Source organism: Bacteroidota bacterium (assembly GCA_008933805.1).
In the GTDB taxonomy this organism is placed as follows: domain Bacteria; phylum Bacteroidota; class Bacteroidia; order UBA8524; family UBA8524; genus SB11.
The window spans coordinates 215541-234895 of record WBUH01000004.1; the positions used below are offsets into that span (position 1 = coordinate 215541).

Here is a 19355-nt window from a genome sequence, read left to right on the forward strand (position 1 = left end):
TATTGTCACTCACTTTAACGGCATCCATGCGTTTATAAAAGTATCCTTCGGTAGGGGTTCTTTTCGGCGGGTTGAAACCCACCGTTTTTGCAATTACCCATTAGGAGCGGACTTAAGTCCGCTCCTAATGGGTAATCTTAACAGAACAGGATTTCAATCCTGTTAAGATGTCGGGCTATTGTTACCCCCTTCCCAAATATCGATTGTGTTACCATCATTCAACGACCACTTCCACTATAGGGAAAGGCGACTATTGGGATGTTGGGGGATGTGTTATCGGGCAGGGGTTCTTTTCGGCGGATTTGAGAGGATTTCAATCTTGTAAAAACAACAAGCACCTTTTATCTGTAAAATCAAATAATTTGCCGGGGCAATGAGAACGCAAGTAATAGCACCCGATACTCAAAGGGCTCTTTTCATCAAAAACATTCTTGTTTTTGATGAGGAGAACCACAACGCTACTACTGTTCTTCCGTTTTTTGCCGATGGGTATCCCGGCTTGATATTTCATATTACCCCTAATGGGCAGTGGGTACAGCCGCAAAACAAAAAAATGCCCACCGGCTATCTTTACGGGCAAACTTTGCATCCAATTGAGTTGCAAATTTCAGGCACTTACAAAATCATTGCTTTTCAACTATATCCCTTTGTTCTTGGCATTTTTTTTAATGTAAACTCAAAACACCTAACCGACGAATGTTATGATTTGAACCAACTGCCGGACTGGGTAATCACAGAAAGTGAACTGCTTTCTACTCTAAACACCGATAAACAAGTCGAAATAATTCAATCCTTTCTTTATAAAATTTTTCTTGAGAAGAAGGAGCAGCTCGACCTGACTATTGCGGCAGCTTTGCAAGAAATACTCAGCAACCGGGCTCAACTAACTGTAAAAGAACTTAGCCAAAAGCTGCACATCACCGTTAGAACCTTAGAACGAAGATTCATTAGTGCCGTAGGCATATCTGTAAAGAACTTCATACAAATCACAAAATTTCAGCAATCGTTAGAGCAGCTTACCGTAAAAGACTATAAAAAACTAACGGATATTGTTTATAACAACGGCTTTGCCGATCAATCACACTTCATACGGGTGTTTAAAGCCTTTACAGGAAAAACACCCAAAAGCTTTCTTAAAAAATAGCATTCGCTGCTTTGTCGCATTTGTTCTATTTACGGCCTCCGGGCCACTCTACTTTTGAAGCAGTAAAATTAGAAACAAATGAATAACAGAATTTTAGTATTGGGAAGTAACGGTAAAACAGGAAAAAGAGTTTATGCCGGGCTTACAGAAAAAGGAGCCACCGTAACACCTGCATCAAGAAGCTCCGCGGTACCTTTTGATTGGTACAATGAATCAACATGGCAAAGGGCTCTTACTGGACATGATAGCGTTTACATTACTTTCCAACCCGATTTGGCAATACCGCAATCCACTGATATTATAACTCGTTTTGTGGCATCGGCTAAAAAAGCTGATGTAAAAAAATTAGTCCTGCTCTCAGGCAGAGGTGAAAGTGAATCAATTGCCTGCGAAAACATTGTCAGAAATTCAGGCTTGAAAAACACCATTGTAAGGGCCAGTTTTTTTATGCAAAACTTTAGCGAAGGTTTTTGGCTGGATAGCATTTTAAGTGGTGAATTTGTTATCCCGATAGTAAAAGCAAAAGAGCCGTTTGTTGATGCCGATGATATTGCTGAGGTTGTAACGGAAGCTTTAGTAAGCGATACCCTAAACAATAAGATTATTGAAGTAACGGGGTCGGAGCTGTTATCGTTTAAAGAGGTGATTGATAAGATAGCAGCTGCCTTAAAAAAAGAGATAAAATTAGTTGAGGTAGAAACCGATGAATACGCTGCGTTGTTAAGGAGTTTTCAGATGCCTGAAGATTATGTATCGCTGATTATATATTTATTCACAGAGGTTTTCGACGGTAGAAACGAGTCAGTAAGAATGGATAGCGAAATCATCCTTAAACGAAATGCCACCTCGTTCAATCAATTCATCAACAACACAATTGCGGCCGGCCTTTGGTCTTAATCTCAAACAATGAACGCAATTCAAATACTATACGGGGCTTGTATTGTCCTTACCGGATTATTGGCGGGATTATTTTACGGCTACCAATGTTCAGTAATTCAGGGCTTGGGTAGGCTAAGCGACAAAGAATACTTGTCAGCATTTCAAAGCATTAATAAGGCAATACTAAACCCTGTATTCTTTTTAAGTTTTATGGGAAGTTTGATTGTGCTTATAGTAACAAGTCTTTTAAGCTATAAAGCAGGTAACACAACTATAACACCTTTCCTTATAGCATCAACTATTGTGTATGCTGTAGGTGTTTTTGGAATCACTGCTGCTTGCAATGTTCCTTTAAATGATGTCCTTGCCTCTTATGATATTGCAACAGCAACTAGCAGCCGCTTGTATGATATGCGGTCGCATTTTGAACAAAGCTGGAATAAATGGCACTTGATTAGAACCGTTGCCGCAGTGCTCTCATTCATCCTGCTTATCATACCATTACTCAAAAAAATATAACACTGATAACTATACCGCATTGTTACCGGTAGCATGAATGGCCAACGTTTGATTTTCTGCATTGGTGAGGACTTAAGTCCTCACCAATGCGGTAATCTTAACAGAACAGGATTTCAATCCTGTTAAGAAGTTGGGGTATGTATTATCAGCTAGGGATACCCGCCCAAAAACCCATTCCTCATCACGGTTAAATTCCCTACATTTGCCGTTTTGCAAAAATGGGTATCCTCAATCTAAAAGAAGTAGACCAATACAACTTAGACGACCCGCGCCGCACGGTGGCGCACGGGGATATTATCCGTAGCAAAAAATTTCTTTACCAACTATACCTCGAGTGGTACAACCACTTTAAACAACGGGGTGCCAACCTTCCGCAAGGACATTGGGTGGAGCTGGGCAGCGGCGCAGGTTTTGTAAAAGAAGTGATGCCCCAAATGCTTACCAGCGATGTGATGGAACTGCCCGGACTGGATTACGTGTTTCCGGGCGAAAATATGCCCTTTGAAACCGGCAGTGTAGCAGGCATTTTTATGATTGATGTGCTGCACCACATTCCGCAACCTGCTTTGTTTTTAAAAGAGGCTGAAAGAGTGCTGGCCAAAGGCGGCAAAATTTTAATGACCGAGCCTGCCAACAGTGCTTGGGGACGTTTTATCTACCGCAATTTTCACCACGAACCGTTTGAACCCAAAGGCGGCTGGGAAATACCCGCCACAGGCCCATTGAGCGGTGCCAACGGTGCTCTGCCTTGGATAATTTTTGAGCGCGACCGCCAAAAGTTTGAGGCTGAGTTTCCCCACCTGAAAATAGAAAGTATACGCTACCACACGCCTTTGCGTTATTTGCTAAGCGGGGGCGTATCAAAACGCCAATTGGCCCCTAACGTTAGTTACGGGTTGATAAAAGGCATCGAAAACGCGTTGCTGGCCTTGAGTCCGCAAATTTCCATGTTTGTTACCATTGAAATCACCAGGCAATGAGCCAACTAAAAGAGTATTTTAACAACATAGCCCAAAAGCGCCTGAAAGTACGCCGTAAAAACAGCTACTATTGGGATGATATTACCCGCTACTGCAACTACTTTATTCACGACGATTACAGCGTGATAGAGGTAGGCTGCGGCAATGGCGAGATGCTTGCCCAACTGAAAGGCAGCAAAAAAGCAGGTATTGATTTTAGCCCCGCTATGTTGCAAAATGCCCGCAACAACAACCCCGGTATTGATTTTTACCTGATGGATGCCGAAAACATCACCCTTGATGAAAAATTTGATGTGGTGATTATTTCAAACGTAATCGGCTATCTGGATGATATACAAGCAGTGTTTGAGCAGCTTAAAAAGCTGTGCCACCGCAACACCAAAGTGATAGTTACCTATTACAGCTACTTGTGGGAGCCGCTTTTAAAACTGGCCGAAGCCACCGGGCTTAAAATGAAAACCCCCAACCAAAACTGGCTAAGCGATGCCGATTTAAAGAACCTGCTTGATTTGGCAGGCTTTGATACCTACCGCATGGCTCACCGCCAAATACTGCCCGTTAACATTCCCGGTGTATCGTGGTTGTTTAATACCGTATTGGCCCGTTTTCCCTTATTCCGTCAGTTGTGTATCAGCAAATATGCGTTTGCGCGCCCGCAACCCGATGCCCTGCCTGATTTTAAGAAAGACTTTACCGTAAGCGTAGTAATACCTGCCCGCAACGAAAGCGGTAATATAGAAAACGCCATACTGCGTACCCCAAAGCTGGGTAGCCATACCGAGATAATTTTTATAGAAGGAAACAGTACCGACGATACTTGGGAAAAGATACAAGAGATACAGAAAAAGTACGCCGCTACCCACGATATTAAAATTGGCCAGCAAGACGGCAAAGGCAAGAACAATGCTGTGAAAAAGGGTTTTGCCATGGCTACGGGCGATATTTTAATGATTTTGGATGCCGACCTTACCATGCCCCCCGAAGATTTGCCCAAATTTTACAACGCTATTGCAAGCGGCAAGGGCGATTTCATCAACGGGTCGCGATTGGTATATAAAATGGAAGCCAATGCCATGCAGTTCCTTAATGTGTATGGCAATAAGTTTTTCAGTATGATGTTTACGTGGTTGCTCGAAAGGCCGTTTAAAGACACTTTGTGCGGTACCAAAGTAATTTTTAGGGAAGATTACGACCGCCTGTGTAGCAACCGCAAGTTTTTTGGCGATTTTGACCCCTTTGGTGATTTTGATTTGATTTTCGGGGCGTTTAAACTGAACCTTAAAATTGTAGAAATACCCATACGTTACCGCGAACGCACTTACGGAAGCACCAATATTTCTCGCTTTTCACACGGACTTATTTTGCTGCGCATGGTAATATTTGCCGCCCGCAAGATTAAGTTTTATTAGTTCTGCCTTGTTAGCAAGGTTTCACTGCTTCAGATTACTTATTTCTGATTCGTTGGAAGGAGATAAAAACCTGTCCCAATGAACTAAACCTGCAACTGCTTGTTACCTTGATATGTTTGGATTGTTTAAGAAGAAAACCGAAGCTGAAAAGTTAACCGAAGAATACAAAAAGCTATTGGCTGATTACCATCGCCTTAGCACGATTAACCGAAAAGAAGCTGACCTTAAAATGGCTGAGGCAGAAGCCATTGCAAAAAAGTTAGATGCATTGAAATAGCTTGCTTTCCAACGCCCTGCACATCTAATTATTAATGCACTCTATCGCCCCTAAGCTCTAAAGAAGCAAGTATTTCGGCCTCGCCCTCTAAAATAGCATTCCAACGTTCCTTAACGTGCTCTTCGGGCATGTACTTTTTAGCCAAATCAATAAATAAACGGTAATGTCCTGCTTCCGATACCATAAACTCGTGGTAAAACTCCTTCAACGCAGGGTCGCTGATGTGTAGCGACAATAAACGAAAACGCTCGCAACTGCGGGCCTCTATCAAAGCAAAAATCAATAAATGTTCTACCAGTTGTTGGTCGCGCGTACCACCGTCTTGCCTAAGACCTTTAATCTTTAGTACATATTCATCCCTGCGCTGCTTGCCCAATTTAAGGCCGCGTTTATTCAACTCCTTCACCACCTTGCGAAAATGTCCCCACTCCTCAGCCACCAACGGAGTAACCGCCTGTACAATATCTTCTTTGTCAGAATAATTCACAATCAGCGAAATACCGCTACTGGCTGCTTTTTGCTCACAAAAAGCATGGTCGGTAAGTATGTCCTCTATTGTTTTTTCGGCAATGTTCACCCAGCGCGGGTCGGTAGCCAGCTTTAAACCTAACATAAGCGCAAAGGTACTTTGAAGATTTTAAAATGTGCCAATACCAACGTCATTGGCCGCTCAAAAGGTCTTCGCGCAATTGGGTAAGTACCTCCCCTAGCCAATTTGTACCCCTCCATTCACTGCGGTCAAAACGTTTTGGGTCGTTTTCATCCATACCAATCCCCCAAATTACATCCGTAGGGCTGGCCTCAACCAGTGTCGTGCCTTTTGTATCCAACAAGAATTTTTTTAGGTTTTCGTTTTGTGTAAACTTAGCGTAATTGGCCTTGTACACAATATTCTTTGCTTCACGCTCCCATACTTCGGGTATGAAATTTTTAACCTGTCTGCCCAGTGCTTTTTGGTCGCGGGGATGTTTTACCGTTAATACTTTTTGTGCAATTTCAACGTCTCCAAAAAGCATTGCTTTACCGTACATCATGTATTGTTCAGCAGTATTAAAGTGTATACCGTCAATTTCGTAATTGCTTTCGTACCATTGCGAAAACGGGTGTGCCGTTCTGTAAAAAAATGTAAATTGTTCTTCCATCATTGTTTAAAAGAGAAAACGGAGAATCCATACCGTTATGGCCGCACTAATACCCCATAACAGTAATGACCGTAGTATTGAGAATATACGTTGTTTTCTGAGTTTGCTGCGGATTGCCTGTTTTTGGGCTTCGGTAAGTGGTTCAGGCTTTTCGGTCTTTTGTCCCCGCTTGCCTTTGTGCAGCGAGGTATCAAAATAATCGGGTTTGCTTACTAAAGACGCATTGTGCTTTAGCGTTCTTATCATGTGGCCTATCGAGCCAAAACCCATTCCTCCCATATCACAGAAATAGTTAATCTTAAAACATCCCGATACTCCGTTGGGTGCACATCTATTGACAGGATATAAATCCTGTTCTTTTACGGGTTTGTTTCAGGAGGGTTTAAAACCCTCCTGAAACAACGGGCAAATAGCGACGGGTTCCATACGCGTCAAAAACAAAAATCGCTACCTCTCAAAGCTATTTGGTGTGGGCTTAAAGCCCGGTTTCCGAAACCGTATCATAGGCCTGTCGTATGTTACTGTAAATTCCTCTTTTATACTTGGACAGCAGTGGCCATCACCGTCTTTAAACTCAATATAGGTTCCAAAAAATGTGTTTGAGCTCAAGCTATCAACATGGATAAATCCATCAAAATCAATAGTGAGCGAATCAAAAAAAGAATCGTTAACACGGTAACCTGAATCATTAGAAAGTACTAACACTTGAAATTGTGTCCACATGGCACCGTTACCGCCATCGCATAAATCCGCAATAAACGTAATCAAGCCATCCTTTTTCTTATCTCCATTAACATCACCAAGCCAAAAATCGGTATTGTTGCTATCAGGTAAATTTAGAGGCATTGTGTTAATGTTATGCTCCACTACAAAATCAATATTGCAGGAGTCGTCACCCAAAAACACTCCCTTCTTTTTCTGTTCAAGTAACCACTGATTAAAAGCATCCGTAATTGGTGTAGTGTCCTCTATCTCTGCATTGTTACCTTCTGTTTTCGCTAGGTTACTGTTATTACAACCGAAAAGTATTGTCACCACCAGAAGTGAGGTATAATAGCCGAATGAAGCTCTTTTTTGCATGATTATTATTTAACGTTAGACTGTTGAAGATAGTACAAACCTTAACAGGATATAAAATCCTGTTCTTTTACGAGTTTGTTTTAGGAGGGTTTTAAACCTTCCTGAAACAACACACAAATAGCGACGGGTTTCATACCCGTCGTAAAAAGCTGGATTACATGAAACTATTCCCCGTTTTAAAAAATCTTAATGTTTTAATCGACAGGATATAAAATCCTGTTCTTTAGCATATTTGCTTTGCGAGGGTTTAAAACCCTCGCAAAGCAGTAACCCAAAAACGGCGGGTTTTATACCCGTCGTTAGCCCAACACAGCCACACTGCCCAAATACCACTACACATATACTGCCTTGTTAACAAATCCGTTTATTAGTATAGCTACCCCCTGATAACTTTGCGTAGGCAAAATACGCCCCAAACAAAAAGGCCCTGCAAGGCATGAGCAAGCAAAACACCTTTAAAAATAAGACTACTAAGCCCTCTGACGCTAAAACTGATTTTGAGCGCGAGAAGAAGAACGAGGAGAAGCCGATAACCCGTAAGGTGTTTTGGCAATGGGCACTGCTGCGTGATGAAAGAGCCAAACAGGTATTTGGTGCTTTTATGATGCTGCTGGCGGTGTTTATGGCAGTGGCCTTTATATCGTTTATTTTTACGTGGAAAACCGACCAAAACGTGGTGGTAGGTTACGGCTGGAACGATGTTTTAACCGCCAACCCCGATGCTGCCAAAAACACCATGGGTATTTTGGGCGCATTGGTAGCCCACCTGTTTATACACAAATGGTTTGGGATAGCCAGTTTTGCCATTCCGTTGATATTGTTTGTAGGCGGAGCAAGGCTCACGTTTAAAATACACTTATTGCCGTTGGCAAAAACCCTGCGCTACTCTTTCTTTATTGTGATTTGGCTGGCCCTTACCATGGGATTGCTGTTTGGTTCGTCGCTTCCGTTTTTGGGCGGTGCCTTCGGCTACCACGGCTATTTGTGGCTAAAGGGGTTGATGGGTGTGGCCGGTTCGGGCATATTCCTGTTCTTTTATGCGCTCACCTTTGCCATCATTGTTTACAACCTCAACCTTTCGCTAAAAAATAAACTGGCGGCAAATACCGATGCCGACGGAGATGCTCCGTTTAAAACGGCTGCTGATGGCAATAACCTGCGTACTACAGGCGAAATGGCCGAAGAAATAGCCATTAATACCGCCGAAGAAGAAGCCTATGCAATGGCCGACGAAGATGAGGAAGAAGATGCTGAACCGCTAAACCCCAACGATATTAAGCTGATTGTGAAAGACGACGAGAACAACCCTCCGTTTTCTTTTACTGAAGATGTGCCCAAACCTGACGGCAGCATAGCGTTAGATATACAACCTACGCACCCCGAACCCGTAATAGTTCCTCCCCCGCCAAGCGGTAATATTTCGTTCAGTATTGAAGATACGAAGGAAGAAGAGCCTGCTGCGGTGGTAGAAACTGAACGACCTACCCATTACGGTTTAGATACTCCATACGACCCAACATTAGACCTTTCGGGGTATAAGTTTCCTACGATTGATTTGTTGAAGGATTACGGCGATAGTAAAAAGGTGATTGACCCTACCGAATTGGAAGGGAACAAAAACCTGATTATTGAAACGCTGAAAAACTACGGAATAGGCATCGGGCAGATAAAAGCCACTATCGGGCCTACTGTTACCTTATACGAGATTGTACCCGAGGCGGGTGTGCGTATTTCGCGCATCAAAAACCTTGAAGACGATATTGCCCTTAGCCTTGCCGCACTGGGCATACGTATTATAGCCCCCATACCGGGCAAAGGAACCATTGGTATTGAGGTGCCCAACAAGAAACCTGAAATGGTGCCGATGAATACGGTAATAGCCAGTCAGAAGTTTCAAGCGGCGGATATGGACTTGCCCGTGATTTTGGGTAAAACCATTGCCAACGAAATTTTTGTGGCCGACCTTGCCAAAATGCCCCACCTACTGATGGCGGGTGCTACGGGTCAGGGTAAATCAGTAGGTATCAATGCCTTGTTGGTATCGCTATTGTATAAAAAGCACCCCAGCCAGTTGAAACTGGTATTGGTTGACCCTAAGAAGGTGGAGCTTACACTGTATAAACGCATTGAACGCCACTTTTTGGCCAAAATACCGGGCGAAGGCGAGGCCATTATTACCGATACCAAAAAGGTGGTAACCACGCTGAACAGTTTGTGTATTGAGATGGACGAGCGTTACAACCTGCTGCAAAATGCAGGAGTGCGTAACATAAAAGAATACAACGCCCGCTTTGTTGAGCGCAAACTAAACCCCAACGACGGACACAAGTTTTTGCCCTACATTGTAGTGGTGATAGATGAGTTGGCCGATTTGATGATGACAGCCGGCAAAGAGGTAGAACACCCCATTGCCCGTTTGGCACAGTTGGCAAGGGCCATCGGTATTCACTTGATTTTGGCTACACAGCGTCCTTCAGTAAATATTATTACGGGTACAATAAAGGCCAACTTCCCTGCACGTATTGCGTTTAGGGTAACCTCTAAGATTGACTCGCGCACCATTTTGGACGGCAGCGGTGCCGACCAATTGATTGGTAAAGGAGATATGCTGTACAGCAATGGTAATGATATGATACGCTTGCAATGTCCGTTTGTGGATACACCCGAGGTAGAAGATATTACCAGCTACATTGGTAACCAACGCGGCTACGGCAGTGCCTTTGTGCTTCCCGAAGTACAGGAAGAAGGCGGTACGGGTGCTAATGAAGATTTTGACCCCAGCGAACGCGACAGTATGTTTGAAGATGCTGCCCGTGTGGTGGTTATCAGTCAGCAAGGTTCTACCTCGCTCATACAGCGTAAATTAAAACTGGGCTATAACCGTGCAGGCCGTTTGATTGACCAATTGGAACACGCCGGTATTGTAGGCCCGTTTGAAGGCAGTAAAGCCCGCGAGGTATTGATTCCCGACGAATATTCATTAGAACAAAAGCTACGCGAACTGGATAGCAAAAGTCACGGCTAATTATTAACTAATACCCTGAATATAAAATTCAGGGCTTTTACGAATAACGTCCCGAATGGTTTAAAACCATTCGGGACGACCTTTTTAACAGCGACGGGCTTTATGCCCGTCGGAACGCACAATGAGGCAGACGGTTATAAAAACCGTCGCTATTGAGAATTCTCCCAATGATTTTAGTTTTTCTGAATCTGCAAAATACCCTGAATGTGAAATTCAGGGCTTTTATGAACAACGTCGCGAATGATTTAAAACCATTCGCGACAAACCCCTGCAACAGCGGCAGGCTTCATGCCCGTTGGAATGCCCATCGAAATAGCTATTTACGGAGAACATATTAGCCCGACATTTTAACAGGATTGAAATCCTGTTCTGATACGATTACCTATTAGGGGCGGACTTAAGTCCGCCCCTAATAGGTAATCTCAAAAGCGATAGGTTTCAACCTGTCGCCGTAAAACTGGTGTGAGATTGATTGCTGAAATAGCCTCTTGTGTCCTACGAAAAGGAAACAAGCAAGGCTTACCAATACTTTCCTTCTGTCAGATAATTCTGTACGTAGTCTTTAACCCCTTCCTCAAGCGTATGAAAGGGCGTATCGTACCCTATTGATTTTAGCTTGGCCATATTGGCCTCGGTAAAATATTGGTACTTGTCGCGTATATCAACGGGGGTATCAACAAACTCAATGTTTTCAGGCACTCCCATTGAGGTAAAGGTGGCTTTTGCCAAATCAATAAACTTGCGTGCCGTGCCTGAACCAAGGTTGTATATGCCGTTGTTTTTGCGGTGGTGCATCAAAAAGTAGCACACGTTCACAAGGTCTTTCACATATACAAAATCACGCATTTGGCCGCCATCAGTATAGTTGGGGTTGTGTGAGCGGAACAAACGCATCATGCCTGTGTTTTTTATTTGGTTATACCCGTGCATAATCACTGAGGCCATGCGCCCTTTATGATATTCGTTAGGTCCGTACACATTAAAAAACTTCAAGCCTGCCCAAAAATAGGGCTTGCGCTCTTGCTGCAATGCCCATATATCAAAATCATTCTTCGATTCGCCATAAGGATTCAGTGGTTTCAATTGCGGGATCAAGCTTTCGTTATCATCGTACCCCAATTCACCCAAACCATACGTAGCCGCCGATGAAGCATATACTAACGGTAAACCGTATTGCACACATTTATTCCATACCATTTTGGTATAGTTCAGGTTCAATCGGTTAAACACTTCTACATCAAACTCAGTAGTATCCGTGCGGGCCCCAATGTGAAATATAAATTCAATCTGGTTTTGGTTAGCGTCAATCCACTGCTCAAACTCGTTGCGGTGCACTTGCGCACTGTACGTTTTGCCTGCAAGGTTCTTGTTTTTTTCGGTATTGCTAAAATCATCCACCAATACTAAATCGTTGTAGCCTTCGGCATTTAGCCTGCCTACTAAGCAACTTCCGATAAAACCTGCTGCACCTGTGATAACTATCATGCTGCAAAAATACAGTTTTGTACCCTGCTAAAACAAAAAAGCCGGTCCAAAAGACCGGCATAAATAAACGAGGGCTTAGCGTTTATTTTACTATACTAAATCTACCTGTATGGATGCCTTGTGATGATTGAACAGCGTATACATACAGTCCTGCGGGCAAGCCGTCAAGGGCTACTTGTGTTACATTGCCATCAGTACTTTGGGTTTTAAGTAATTGTCCCGCAGCGTTATAAATCACAATCTCTTGTGCAGAATTGCTTACGGTTTCAATAAACAAAGCTTCTTTGGCAGGAACGGGGTATGCTTTTACCACATTGCCCGCTGTTTCTTCTACACTGTTGGGGTTTTGGTTCAGGTTCATCCACACGTACATATCTCCAAACTCAGGCTTAATGGTAGTTTGCAATTCGCACACACTGCCTACGCTGGTTCCCTTTGCACTGTTTTGCCAGTTGTGGGTAGCATCGGTCATACGGTTGTTAAAATCGGTAGCCACTGCGCCCCTCAAACCAATTTCCATATCAGTAATAATATTGGGGTTAAGTTTTGCATCTCTATAAGCCACCTCAACACGGTTCATAAACTCATACAGCATAATGTGGAAGGTAAGAGTGTCTTCACCTGCAACGTCACCCAAAGAGTTAAACCTTGAAGTGTTTTTCCATTCAATCATCAACTGACGCATTGGAGCAACGCCAATTAACCCTGATTTAATGGTAGTGGTTAATCCGGTATTTACGTGCGGGTGTAAATCGCCGCCCATTGCTGCTACAATACCTTTAACGTTACTGTTGTGGCCGGCAGAAATAGGTTGGGTGATAAACGACATTACATCTTCGGTTTCAGGACCAAACCAGATAAAACCGTTTTCGCTGATGTTTACTGAATCGTAAACAACTCCGTTAAACATAAAAGGGAACGGAATAGCTATGCGATAAGGGGCAACCACATCGTCTGCAACTGTATGGTTGGTTATAGTTACGTCGGGGTAATTGGTAATATCCCAAGGCTGGCCGGTTTCTTTGGCAAAGGTGTAATTGCTTACCTGTGCCGAAGCAGACACGGCACAAAGGGTAAGCAACATGCAAATTGTTTTACTAAACGCTTTCATAGTTTTATAATTATCTGTCGCAAAACAACTACAAAGCCATTACTTACCTTTTATATAAGTGGATGAAGGAGGAAACAACGTGTATGCGGGTGTATAAAAAAGGGATAAAAGAAACCGGCTCTTTTACCGGTTGAGCCATTTTTTAAATGCTCCCGAACGGTCGATACTCACAATGGTATCAAAGGATGCAGGCGGATTCACCTCTATTTTTATACGGCTTTTGGTGTACGAATACATGTTTTTAATGGCAGTGAAAGCCACCAGTTGGCCTCTGTTAATCCTGAAAAAGTGTGCAGGATTAAGCAAACCTTCCAGTTTATCCAGCGTAAAATCAATAATATACTTCTCCCCTGCTTTTGATACCATATACACAAAGCGGTCTTCGGCATAAAAATAGGCGGCATCATCTACCTCCACCGATTTAATCTTTTGTCCCGTAGTAACCATAAACCGTTTTTGGTATTCAGGCGCGGGTGTTTTTATTTGTTGCAATAACTGCATTACTGCATCAGCAGATAAGGCCCCTATCCCGTTGTATTTCTTTATGGCCTGCCTCAGCTCCTCTTTATCAATCGGTTTCAGCAAATAATCAATGCTGTTTAGTTTAAATGCCTGTATGGCATAGTTATCATAAGCAGTAACAAAAATAATGGGTGCTTTTACCTCAACCGTTTCAAATATCTTAAAGCTGATATCATCCGCCAGATGAATATCCAGAAAAATCAAATCAGGGCTGTTGGCCGTCAACCACTCCGCTGCACGTTTCACACTGTCAAGCACAGCTACAATTTCAATGCTGCTGTCTATCTCGTGCAGTAATTGGGCAAGGTTGCCAGCGGCCAGCCTTTCATCTTCAATAATTACCGTTTTCATTCCTGTGGGATAATTAAAGGTATTTTGGCAACATATTCATTATTCACTACGTGAAACTGCGGTTCTACATTGTGCACTATCCTAAAGCGGGCAGTAATATTTTTTATGCCTACTCCGGTGCTTTCAAGCTTTTGCTGGCGAGGTTGCAGGTTGTTACTCACCACCAGCCAGTTTCCTTCGGCATACAGCTTTATCTCCAGTTTTTGCTCTGCTGATATAATGTTATGCTTTATTGCGTTTTCAATCAACATTTGTATGCAAAACGGCGGTATATAATCTTGCAGCAAATGTGCAGGGATGTTCTTCTCCAACACCAGCTTTTCTTCAAACCGTATTTTTTGCAAGTACATATAGTCATCCACCAGCCGCATCTCTTCGGCAAGGGTTATCACCGCATGGTCTTTCAAATCAAGAACACTGCGGTACAAGCGTGAAAATATACCTGCAAATTCAATAGCTCTATCAGGGTTTTGTTTAATGAGCGATGAAAGCGCATTGAGACTGTTGAACAAAAAGTGCGGGTTTACCTGATTGCGAAGCGTTTCATACTGTGCCAGTATGTTCTCTTTTTGCATCAGGCTATTAGCGTCTTCAAGGTTTTTATTGGTTTGCTTTTTAAGCTGTATGTTTCGGTATAAAAAGAAGATTGCCGTAGCCATAGCTACCAGCAATATCAACAACCCGTAACGCAACTGCGCTTGTAAACGCAGCTCGCTTTCTTTTAGTGCTTTGTCGGCATTAAGCAAGGCTAGCTCGCGGTTCTTGCTCTCAAGGTTATAATTCGCCTCAGCCTGCGCCAATTGCGAAATGTGTTGCTCATTAACCAATGAATCGTTAAGAGCCAAGTATTGCTCCAGTACGGGGTACGCCTCGCTATACTTTCCCATGCGCGACAGTAAGTGGGCTTTGTTGCGGTAATAATTAGCAATTATTGACTTTGCTTTAAGCTCCTTTGCCACTTTGTACGCCGCTTCTAAATAATACTCAGCTTTCCGATAGTTTTTTACTTCAATATAGTACCCGCCTAAGGTAGAAGCACTACCTGCATAAGCATTTTTATTATCCAAAATCAGCATATCCACCAAAGCCTGCTCCATGTAGGTAATGGCATTTTTAAAATCACCCTTACCCGCATAAGCAATAGAAAGGCTTGAATAGAGGACGGATGCGTAACTGCGGCTCTTATCCTTTTCAGCATGAGGTAAAGCTTTTTGGTACACCTTCAAAGCACTGTCATATAAGCCTTGCATGATATACGCATTGCCAATATTGTTATAAATGATTACTTGCCTGATATAATCCCCAGTGTCTGATAAGGCCAGTGCGCGGTTAAAAAACTCAATAGCCTTGGGGTAGTTTTTAAGGTACGTGTAATCGCTGCCGGTATTCACCAACACATTTCTGTATCCGTTCCTAAACCCTAATGAATCGTATATATGCAAGGCTTCAAAATGCCTGCTCACAGCATCCATATACTTGCCTTGCATTCTAAAAATGTTGCCCTGCACATCCAACGCCATAGCACGTCCTTTGGGAAAATTGACTTTAAACGACAGTCGCATCAAATCATGCGTTCTTTGCATGGCTGCTTCAGGGTCAGACTGAACCAATGTATATGCTAAATCGTACAGCGTTTTGGCCTTCACGGTATCATCGGGCAACCTGCGGTACACGGCTTCTAAGCTATCTATATCCTGTGCAGATTGCGCCCTGCAAGTAAGCACACAACCAATGGCGGCAAACAGTAGAATCAAGTACTTGGGGTAGGGCATACCAGCAAAATACTTCATAATTTCTGCAATAAGTGCAGCGTATGTGTATGAAAGTGAATTTTTTTGGATGAAGGGGGTTAATAGTTTCCTAATGCGGTATAAACTTTAATATCAAGCCTTAAGCTACTAATTATTATCAAACCAATCCCTGCGGCGGTTGATTTTAAGGTCTTGCAGGATGCTTGATTTTACGTTTAGATTGAATAAGAAGTATTGGCGGGGGCCAATCGGAATCCAGCTTAATTTAAACTCCCAGCAATGCAGTTGGCGGTAAAAATCAATACTGGTTAAGTTCACCTCTTTACGTTTAAAGTCATAGCCTGAACTAAATGCAATCTTCCAGTTTTCGGTCAAATTCATATCCCCGTTAAAGGTGATATTTTGACTGATATTTCGTTCAAAAGCGGGTTTAGAATAATTGTATGAGTAGTTAAAACTCAAACTCCAAGGAATGTTAAAGTCAACAAAATCACCCATGCTGGATAATAATGCCAGTTCATACGCCGTAAGAAACGGGTTTGACAGCATTGCCGCACGTTGCAAGTTATTTATACCCGGTTGTGCAGGTTTTTCATCATTCTCATCCTTTTTGCCGTCAAACATGGTTGAGTTTATAGAAGTGCTTAATGCTATAGAACCGCCTGTAAATCTTGCCAGCTTTCCGGTTTCGTTTACCAGATACTTATCAACGTCGCGCCCTGCACTGTCTTGTGCATACGGGTTAAACGTAAAGCCGTTAAACATTACACTTACTTGTTTAAACAGCACCGTACGGGCATTTATACTTAAAGGTGCCAGCTTAAACTTCTCGGCAAAAAAGTTGTACGAGGTTCCTAAACTCAAACTCTCAAACAACTTCACTTTTTCTTCTTTAAATGCCGTATCACCGTTTTTGCGGCGCACCTTCATTTCAATGTTATTATTCAAGCCTAAACTCACCTGTCCCACACGCCCTTGACCCGGTCCTCCGAATATTCCGTTACTCAACCGCGAATACAACTCTTGGCGGGTATTCCCTGTATCGGCTTGCACCTTCTTATATATCCCAAATCCGGCATCCGAAAAATCGGGACGGAAACCCAAACCCATGTTCACAGTCATTACGTGGCGAATGGCCTGTACTTTGTTACTGTTTTTAAAATACTTGGTGCCATACACCATAGTACTTAGGTTGGTATTAAACGCAAAGTCGGCGGCGCGGGCAAAACCGGGCAAAGTATCCGTTTCAATGCGGGCACTGTCCTTATTCCATGTTTTATTAATGCTTTGCAAGTACCAATACTCATTAAATGATAATGAAGGGCTTAGCGAAAACCACTTCAATACCTTAAACTGCGTACTTACAGAACCCCTGTGTACCCCTCCGTTCTGCATCTTTTTAAGCGTCTCTTCTTTAAGCAAAGTAGAATCGCCTGCGCTAATGTTGTTTTGAGCGTTAAATGAATAGTTAACCCCTATATCCTCGTACCAACGTTTTGTGCCCACTGCCTCTTTGCGCTTAAAGGGGAAGAAACGCATTACATCAAACGTTAGTTGAGGCAACGACATAGTAACCGATTTGGTTTGGTTGTTTTGTGATGCCGAGGCCGAAACACCCACGTTGTATTTACCGCCGCCTAATACGCGACTGTAGTTTACACTTGAGTTTACCTGACTTTGTGTGATTGTAGCCGGATTGTATGAGTTTAGCTGCAAATAACTGGGACTTAGGTAATTTACCCTTGCACTAAAGTTGGTATTCGGTCTTGCCTTTTGGTCAAGCTGGTGATTCCACACAATGCTATAGTTACGCTGGCGCGAAAACCCGCTCACATCTTCGGGAGAACCTTGTTGGTTATTCGCGTAGGCTATTTGTATGTTACCACTGTATTTGTAACGCTTTGCATACGAACTGGCCGTGCGTACTGCCCAAGTTCCTTGTGTAAACGCATCGCCGGTTACTGCTAAGTCAAAATAATCACTGATACCGAAATAGTAACCGCCATTTCGCAAAAAGTAGCCTTGGCCGGGCGAAAAACCATAACCCGGCATCAATATACCCGACTTGCGTCCTTGCCTTACCGGAAAAAAGCCAAAAGGAATCCACGCGGGGGTGGGTATATCACCAATCACAAGGTTGGCAGGACCGGTAACAATTTGCTTACCGGGTACTATTTTAAGTTTGGGAGCCAATATGTAAAAGTGCGGATGCTCAGCATTGCAAGTGGTGTATTTGGCATCGCCCACATAAATATTATCGTGTTCATCCTTCTTTACCTTCGTTCCATAAATAATCCCCTCACCCTCCTTCATCACAAGATTGCTTATTTTGGCACGCTTGGTTTTAAAGTTGTACCCTATCTTATCCGCATCAATTGCCTGGCCGCCATCTTTAAAGTTCGGAACCCCAATCTTCTTCCCTGCACTGTCTGTAGCATACTCGGCAAAAATCTCACTTGTAGTAAAATCAAGCGTAACCTTTGCCCCCTTCAACTCCAGTTTTTCATAAAAAACCTCGGCGTCACCAAACAAAAACACCTTTCGTTGTTTTATATCAATAAGAATAGAATCTTTTGCTTTGAAGCGGACTTTTGAATCGAACATAGACTTTTGAAAACCCGCTTTCTTTAGTGAGTCTTCTCGGGCTAGGCTATCCGATGAAGGAATAGCAAAAGAATCCGTAGCCATTACTCTGTTACTGTCAATTTGCGCACTGGCATTGATATTGTACAGTATTATAGAAATTAACAGTGCTAAACGGATAAAATTATTTACCATTTTTTTCAAGTCCGTGGAGTGTGTGGTAACTTGCACCGTCAACAATAATGCCGATTTACTAGGCGTTTCAAAAATAAGCTACCCGGAATATAAAATGAAACAAACCGCCCACATATTTTCTTTACTTCTGGTTTTGTTACTGTTTACCTCGTTTACAGGAACAAAAAAAGGTGGCGGAGATACGTTGGTGATTGTTATTGATGCAGGCCACGGCGGCAAAGACCCCGGTTCTATCTCTAAAAAAGTTCAGGAGAAGAAAGTTACGCTTGACATTGCCCGAAAGCTGGGTAAAATGTTAACCGATAGCTTTAAAGATGTAAAGGTGATTTATACCCGCTACAATGACTCGTTTGTTGAATTGCACGAGCGGGCTAAAATAGCTAACCGCAACAAAGCCTCTATATTTATCTCAATACACTGTAACCACAACAATAAAACCGCACCTAACGGCAGCGAAACATATGTAATGGGGTTGCACAAAAGCGATGATAATTTAGATGTGTCGAAACGTGAAAATGAGGCTATTTTGTACGAGGATAATTACGAAAAACAGCAAGATTATGAGGGTTTCGACCCTAACTCGCCCGAGGCACACATAATTTTCAGTTTTTATCAAAATGCCTTTCGCGAACAAAGCCTTACGCTTGCCTCAAAAGTTGAGAAGCACCTTTCAGCCCGCAAAAAAGTGAAGAAAAGCAGGGGAGTGAAACAAGCGGGGTTTCTGGTACTTTGGAAAACCACTATGCCCAGCATTTTAATTGAAACCGGTTTTATCTCTAACCCTACCGAACGCGAATATTTAGCTTCAGACTCAGGTAAAAAAGAGGTTGCCGAAGCTGTATTTAAGGCTGTAAAAGAATACAAAGCCTACTTAGGTACTATAAAATAACCTTGTGAAACAC

The 19355-nt window shown here is 42.8% G+C and carries 17 protein-coding genes; 8 read left to right on the plus strand and 9 right to left on the minus strand.

Translation table 11 applies throughout. The annotated features are described in order from the left end of the window. Nucleotides 1-373: 373 nt before the first annotated feature. The 6 genes from F9K23_06070 to F9K23_06095 all read left to right on the plus strand — a co-directional run bounded on the left by F9K23_06070 (nt 374) and on the right by F9K23_06095 (nt 5208). On the plus strand, nt 374-1144 hold the full coding sequence (locus F9K23_06070; protein ID KAB2917317.1) for a helix-turn-helix transcriptional regulator: 771 nt from the start codon (nt 374-376) through the stop codon (nt 1142-1144). 78 nt (nt 1145-1222) lie between these two features. After that, nucleotides 1223-2041 (plus strand): NAD(P)H-binding protein, encoded by an 819-nt coding sequence (locus tag F9K23_06075; GenBank protein ID KAB2917318.1) that lies wholly within the window; start codon nt 1223-1225, stop codon nt 2039-2041. A gap of 9 nt (nt 2042-2050) precedes the next feature. Further along, nucleotides 2051-2542 (plus strand): DUF1772 domain-containing protein, encoded by a 492-nt coding sequence (locus F9K23_06080; GenBank protein ID KAB2917319.1) that lies wholly within the window; start codon nt 2051-2053, stop codon nt 2540-2542. 218 nt (nt 2543-2760) lie between these two features. Continuing rightward, entirely contained in the window at nt 2761-3522 is a 762-nt protein-coding gene (locus F9K23_06085) for a class I SAM-dependent methyltransferase (protein ID KAB2917320.1), read from the plus strand. Then, nucleotides 3519-4931, plus strand: coding sequence for a glycosyltransferase (locus F9K23_06090; GenBank protein ID KAB2917321.1), 1413 nt, complete (start codon nt 3519-3521; stop codon nt 4929-4931). The genes F9K23_06085 and F9K23_06090 overlap by 4 nt, the downstream gene beginning before the upstream one ends. A gap of 112 nt (nt 4932-5043) precedes the next feature. Further along, nucleotides 5044-5208: a Lacal_2735 family protein gene (locus tag F9K23_06095; protein ID KAB2917322.1), complete on the plus strand. Its 165-nt coding sequence runs from the start codon at nt 5044-5046 to the stop codon at nt 5206-5208. 31 nt (nt 5209-5239) lie between these two features. On the opposite strand, the gene F9K23_06100 is transcribed toward F9K23_06095, so the two are convergent. The 4 genes from F9K23_06100 to F9K23_06115 form a co-directional block, all read right to left on the minus strand. Next, nucleotides 5240-5821: a tRNA-(ms[2]io[6]A)-hydroxylase gene (locus tag F9K23_06100; protein KAB2917323.1), complete on the minus strand. Its 582-nt coding sequence runs from the start codon at nt 5819-5821 to the stop codon at nt 5240-5242. A 46-nt stretch (nt 5822-5867) separates the two neighbouring features. Then, complete coding sequence (locus F9K23_06105; protein ID KAB2917351.1) at nt 5868-6350, minus strand: NADAR family protein; 483 nt, start codon at nt 6348-6350, stop codon at nt 5868-5870. A 6-nt stretch (nt 6351-6356) separates the two neighbouring features. After that, a complete protein-coding gene (locus F9K23_06110) occupies nt 6357-6629 on the minus strand; it encodes a hypothetical protein (protein KAB2917324.1) in 273 nt (90 codons plus the stop codon). A 168-nt stretch (nt 6630-6797) separates the two neighbouring features. Then, nucleotides 6798-7430: a hypothetical protein gene (locus tag F9K23_06115; GenBank protein ID KAB2917325.1), complete on the minus strand. Its 633-nt coding sequence runs from the start codon at nt 7428-7430 to the stop codon at nt 6798-6800. 436 nt (nt 7431-7866) lie between these two features. On the opposite strand from F9K23_06115, the gene F9K23_06120 reads away from it, so the two are divergent. Then, entirely contained in the window at nt 7867-10455 is a 2589-nt protein-coding gene (locus F9K23_06120) for a DNA translocase FtsK (GenBank protein KAB2917326.1), read from the plus strand. Nucleotides 10456-10974: 519 nt separating this feature from the next. Here F9K23_06120 and rfaD read toward each other — a convergent pair. The 5 genes from rfaD to F9K23_06145 all read right to left on the minus strand — a co-directional run bounded on the left by rfaD (nt 10975) and on the right by F9K23_06145 (nt 18453). Next, on the minus strand, nt 10975-11940 hold the full coding sequence (gene rfaD / locus F9K23_06125; protein KAB2917327.1) for an ADP-glyceromanno-heptose 6-epimerase: 966 nt from the start codon (nt 11938-11940) through the stop codon (nt 10975-10977). A gap of 82 nt (nt 11941-12022) precedes the next feature. Then, complete coding sequence (locus F9K23_06130; protein KAB2917328.1) at nt 12023-13051, minus strand: T9SS type A sorting domain-containing protein; 1029 nt, start codon at nt 13049-13051, stop codon at nt 12023-12025. Nucleotides 13052-13174: 123 nt separating this feature from the next. Next, the gene (locus tag F9K23_06135) at nt 13175-13924 is read right to left on the minus strand and encodes a response regulator transcription factor (GenBank protein ID KAB2917329.1); all 750 of its coding nucleotides are present in this window, start codon (nt 13922-13924) and stop codon (nt 13175-13177) included. Continuing rightward, nucleotides 13921-15714: a tetratricopeptide repeat protein gene (locus tag F9K23_06140; protein ID KAB2917330.1), complete on the minus strand. Its 1794-nt coding sequence runs from the start codon at nt 15712-15714 to the stop codon at nt 13921-13923. Before F9K23_06140 ends, F9K23_06135 begins: the two co-directional genes overlap by 4 nt. 108 nt (nt 15715-15822) lie before the next feature. Continuing rightward, nucleotides 15823-18453, minus strand: a complete 2631-nt coding sequence (locus F9K23_06145) for an LPS-assembly protein LptD (protein KAB2917331.1) — start codon at nt 18451-18453, stop codon at nt 15823-15825. 94 nt (nt 18454-18547) lie between these two features. On the opposite strand from F9K23_06145, the gene F9K23_06150 reads away from it, so the two are divergent. After that, nucleotides 18548-19342 (plus strand): N-acetylmuramoyl-L-alanine amidase, encoded by a 795-nt coding sequence (locus F9K23_06150; protein ID KAB2917332.1) that lies wholly within the window; start codon nt 18548-18550, stop codon nt 19340-19342. The last annotated feature ends 13 nt before the right edge of the window (nt 19343-19355 follow it).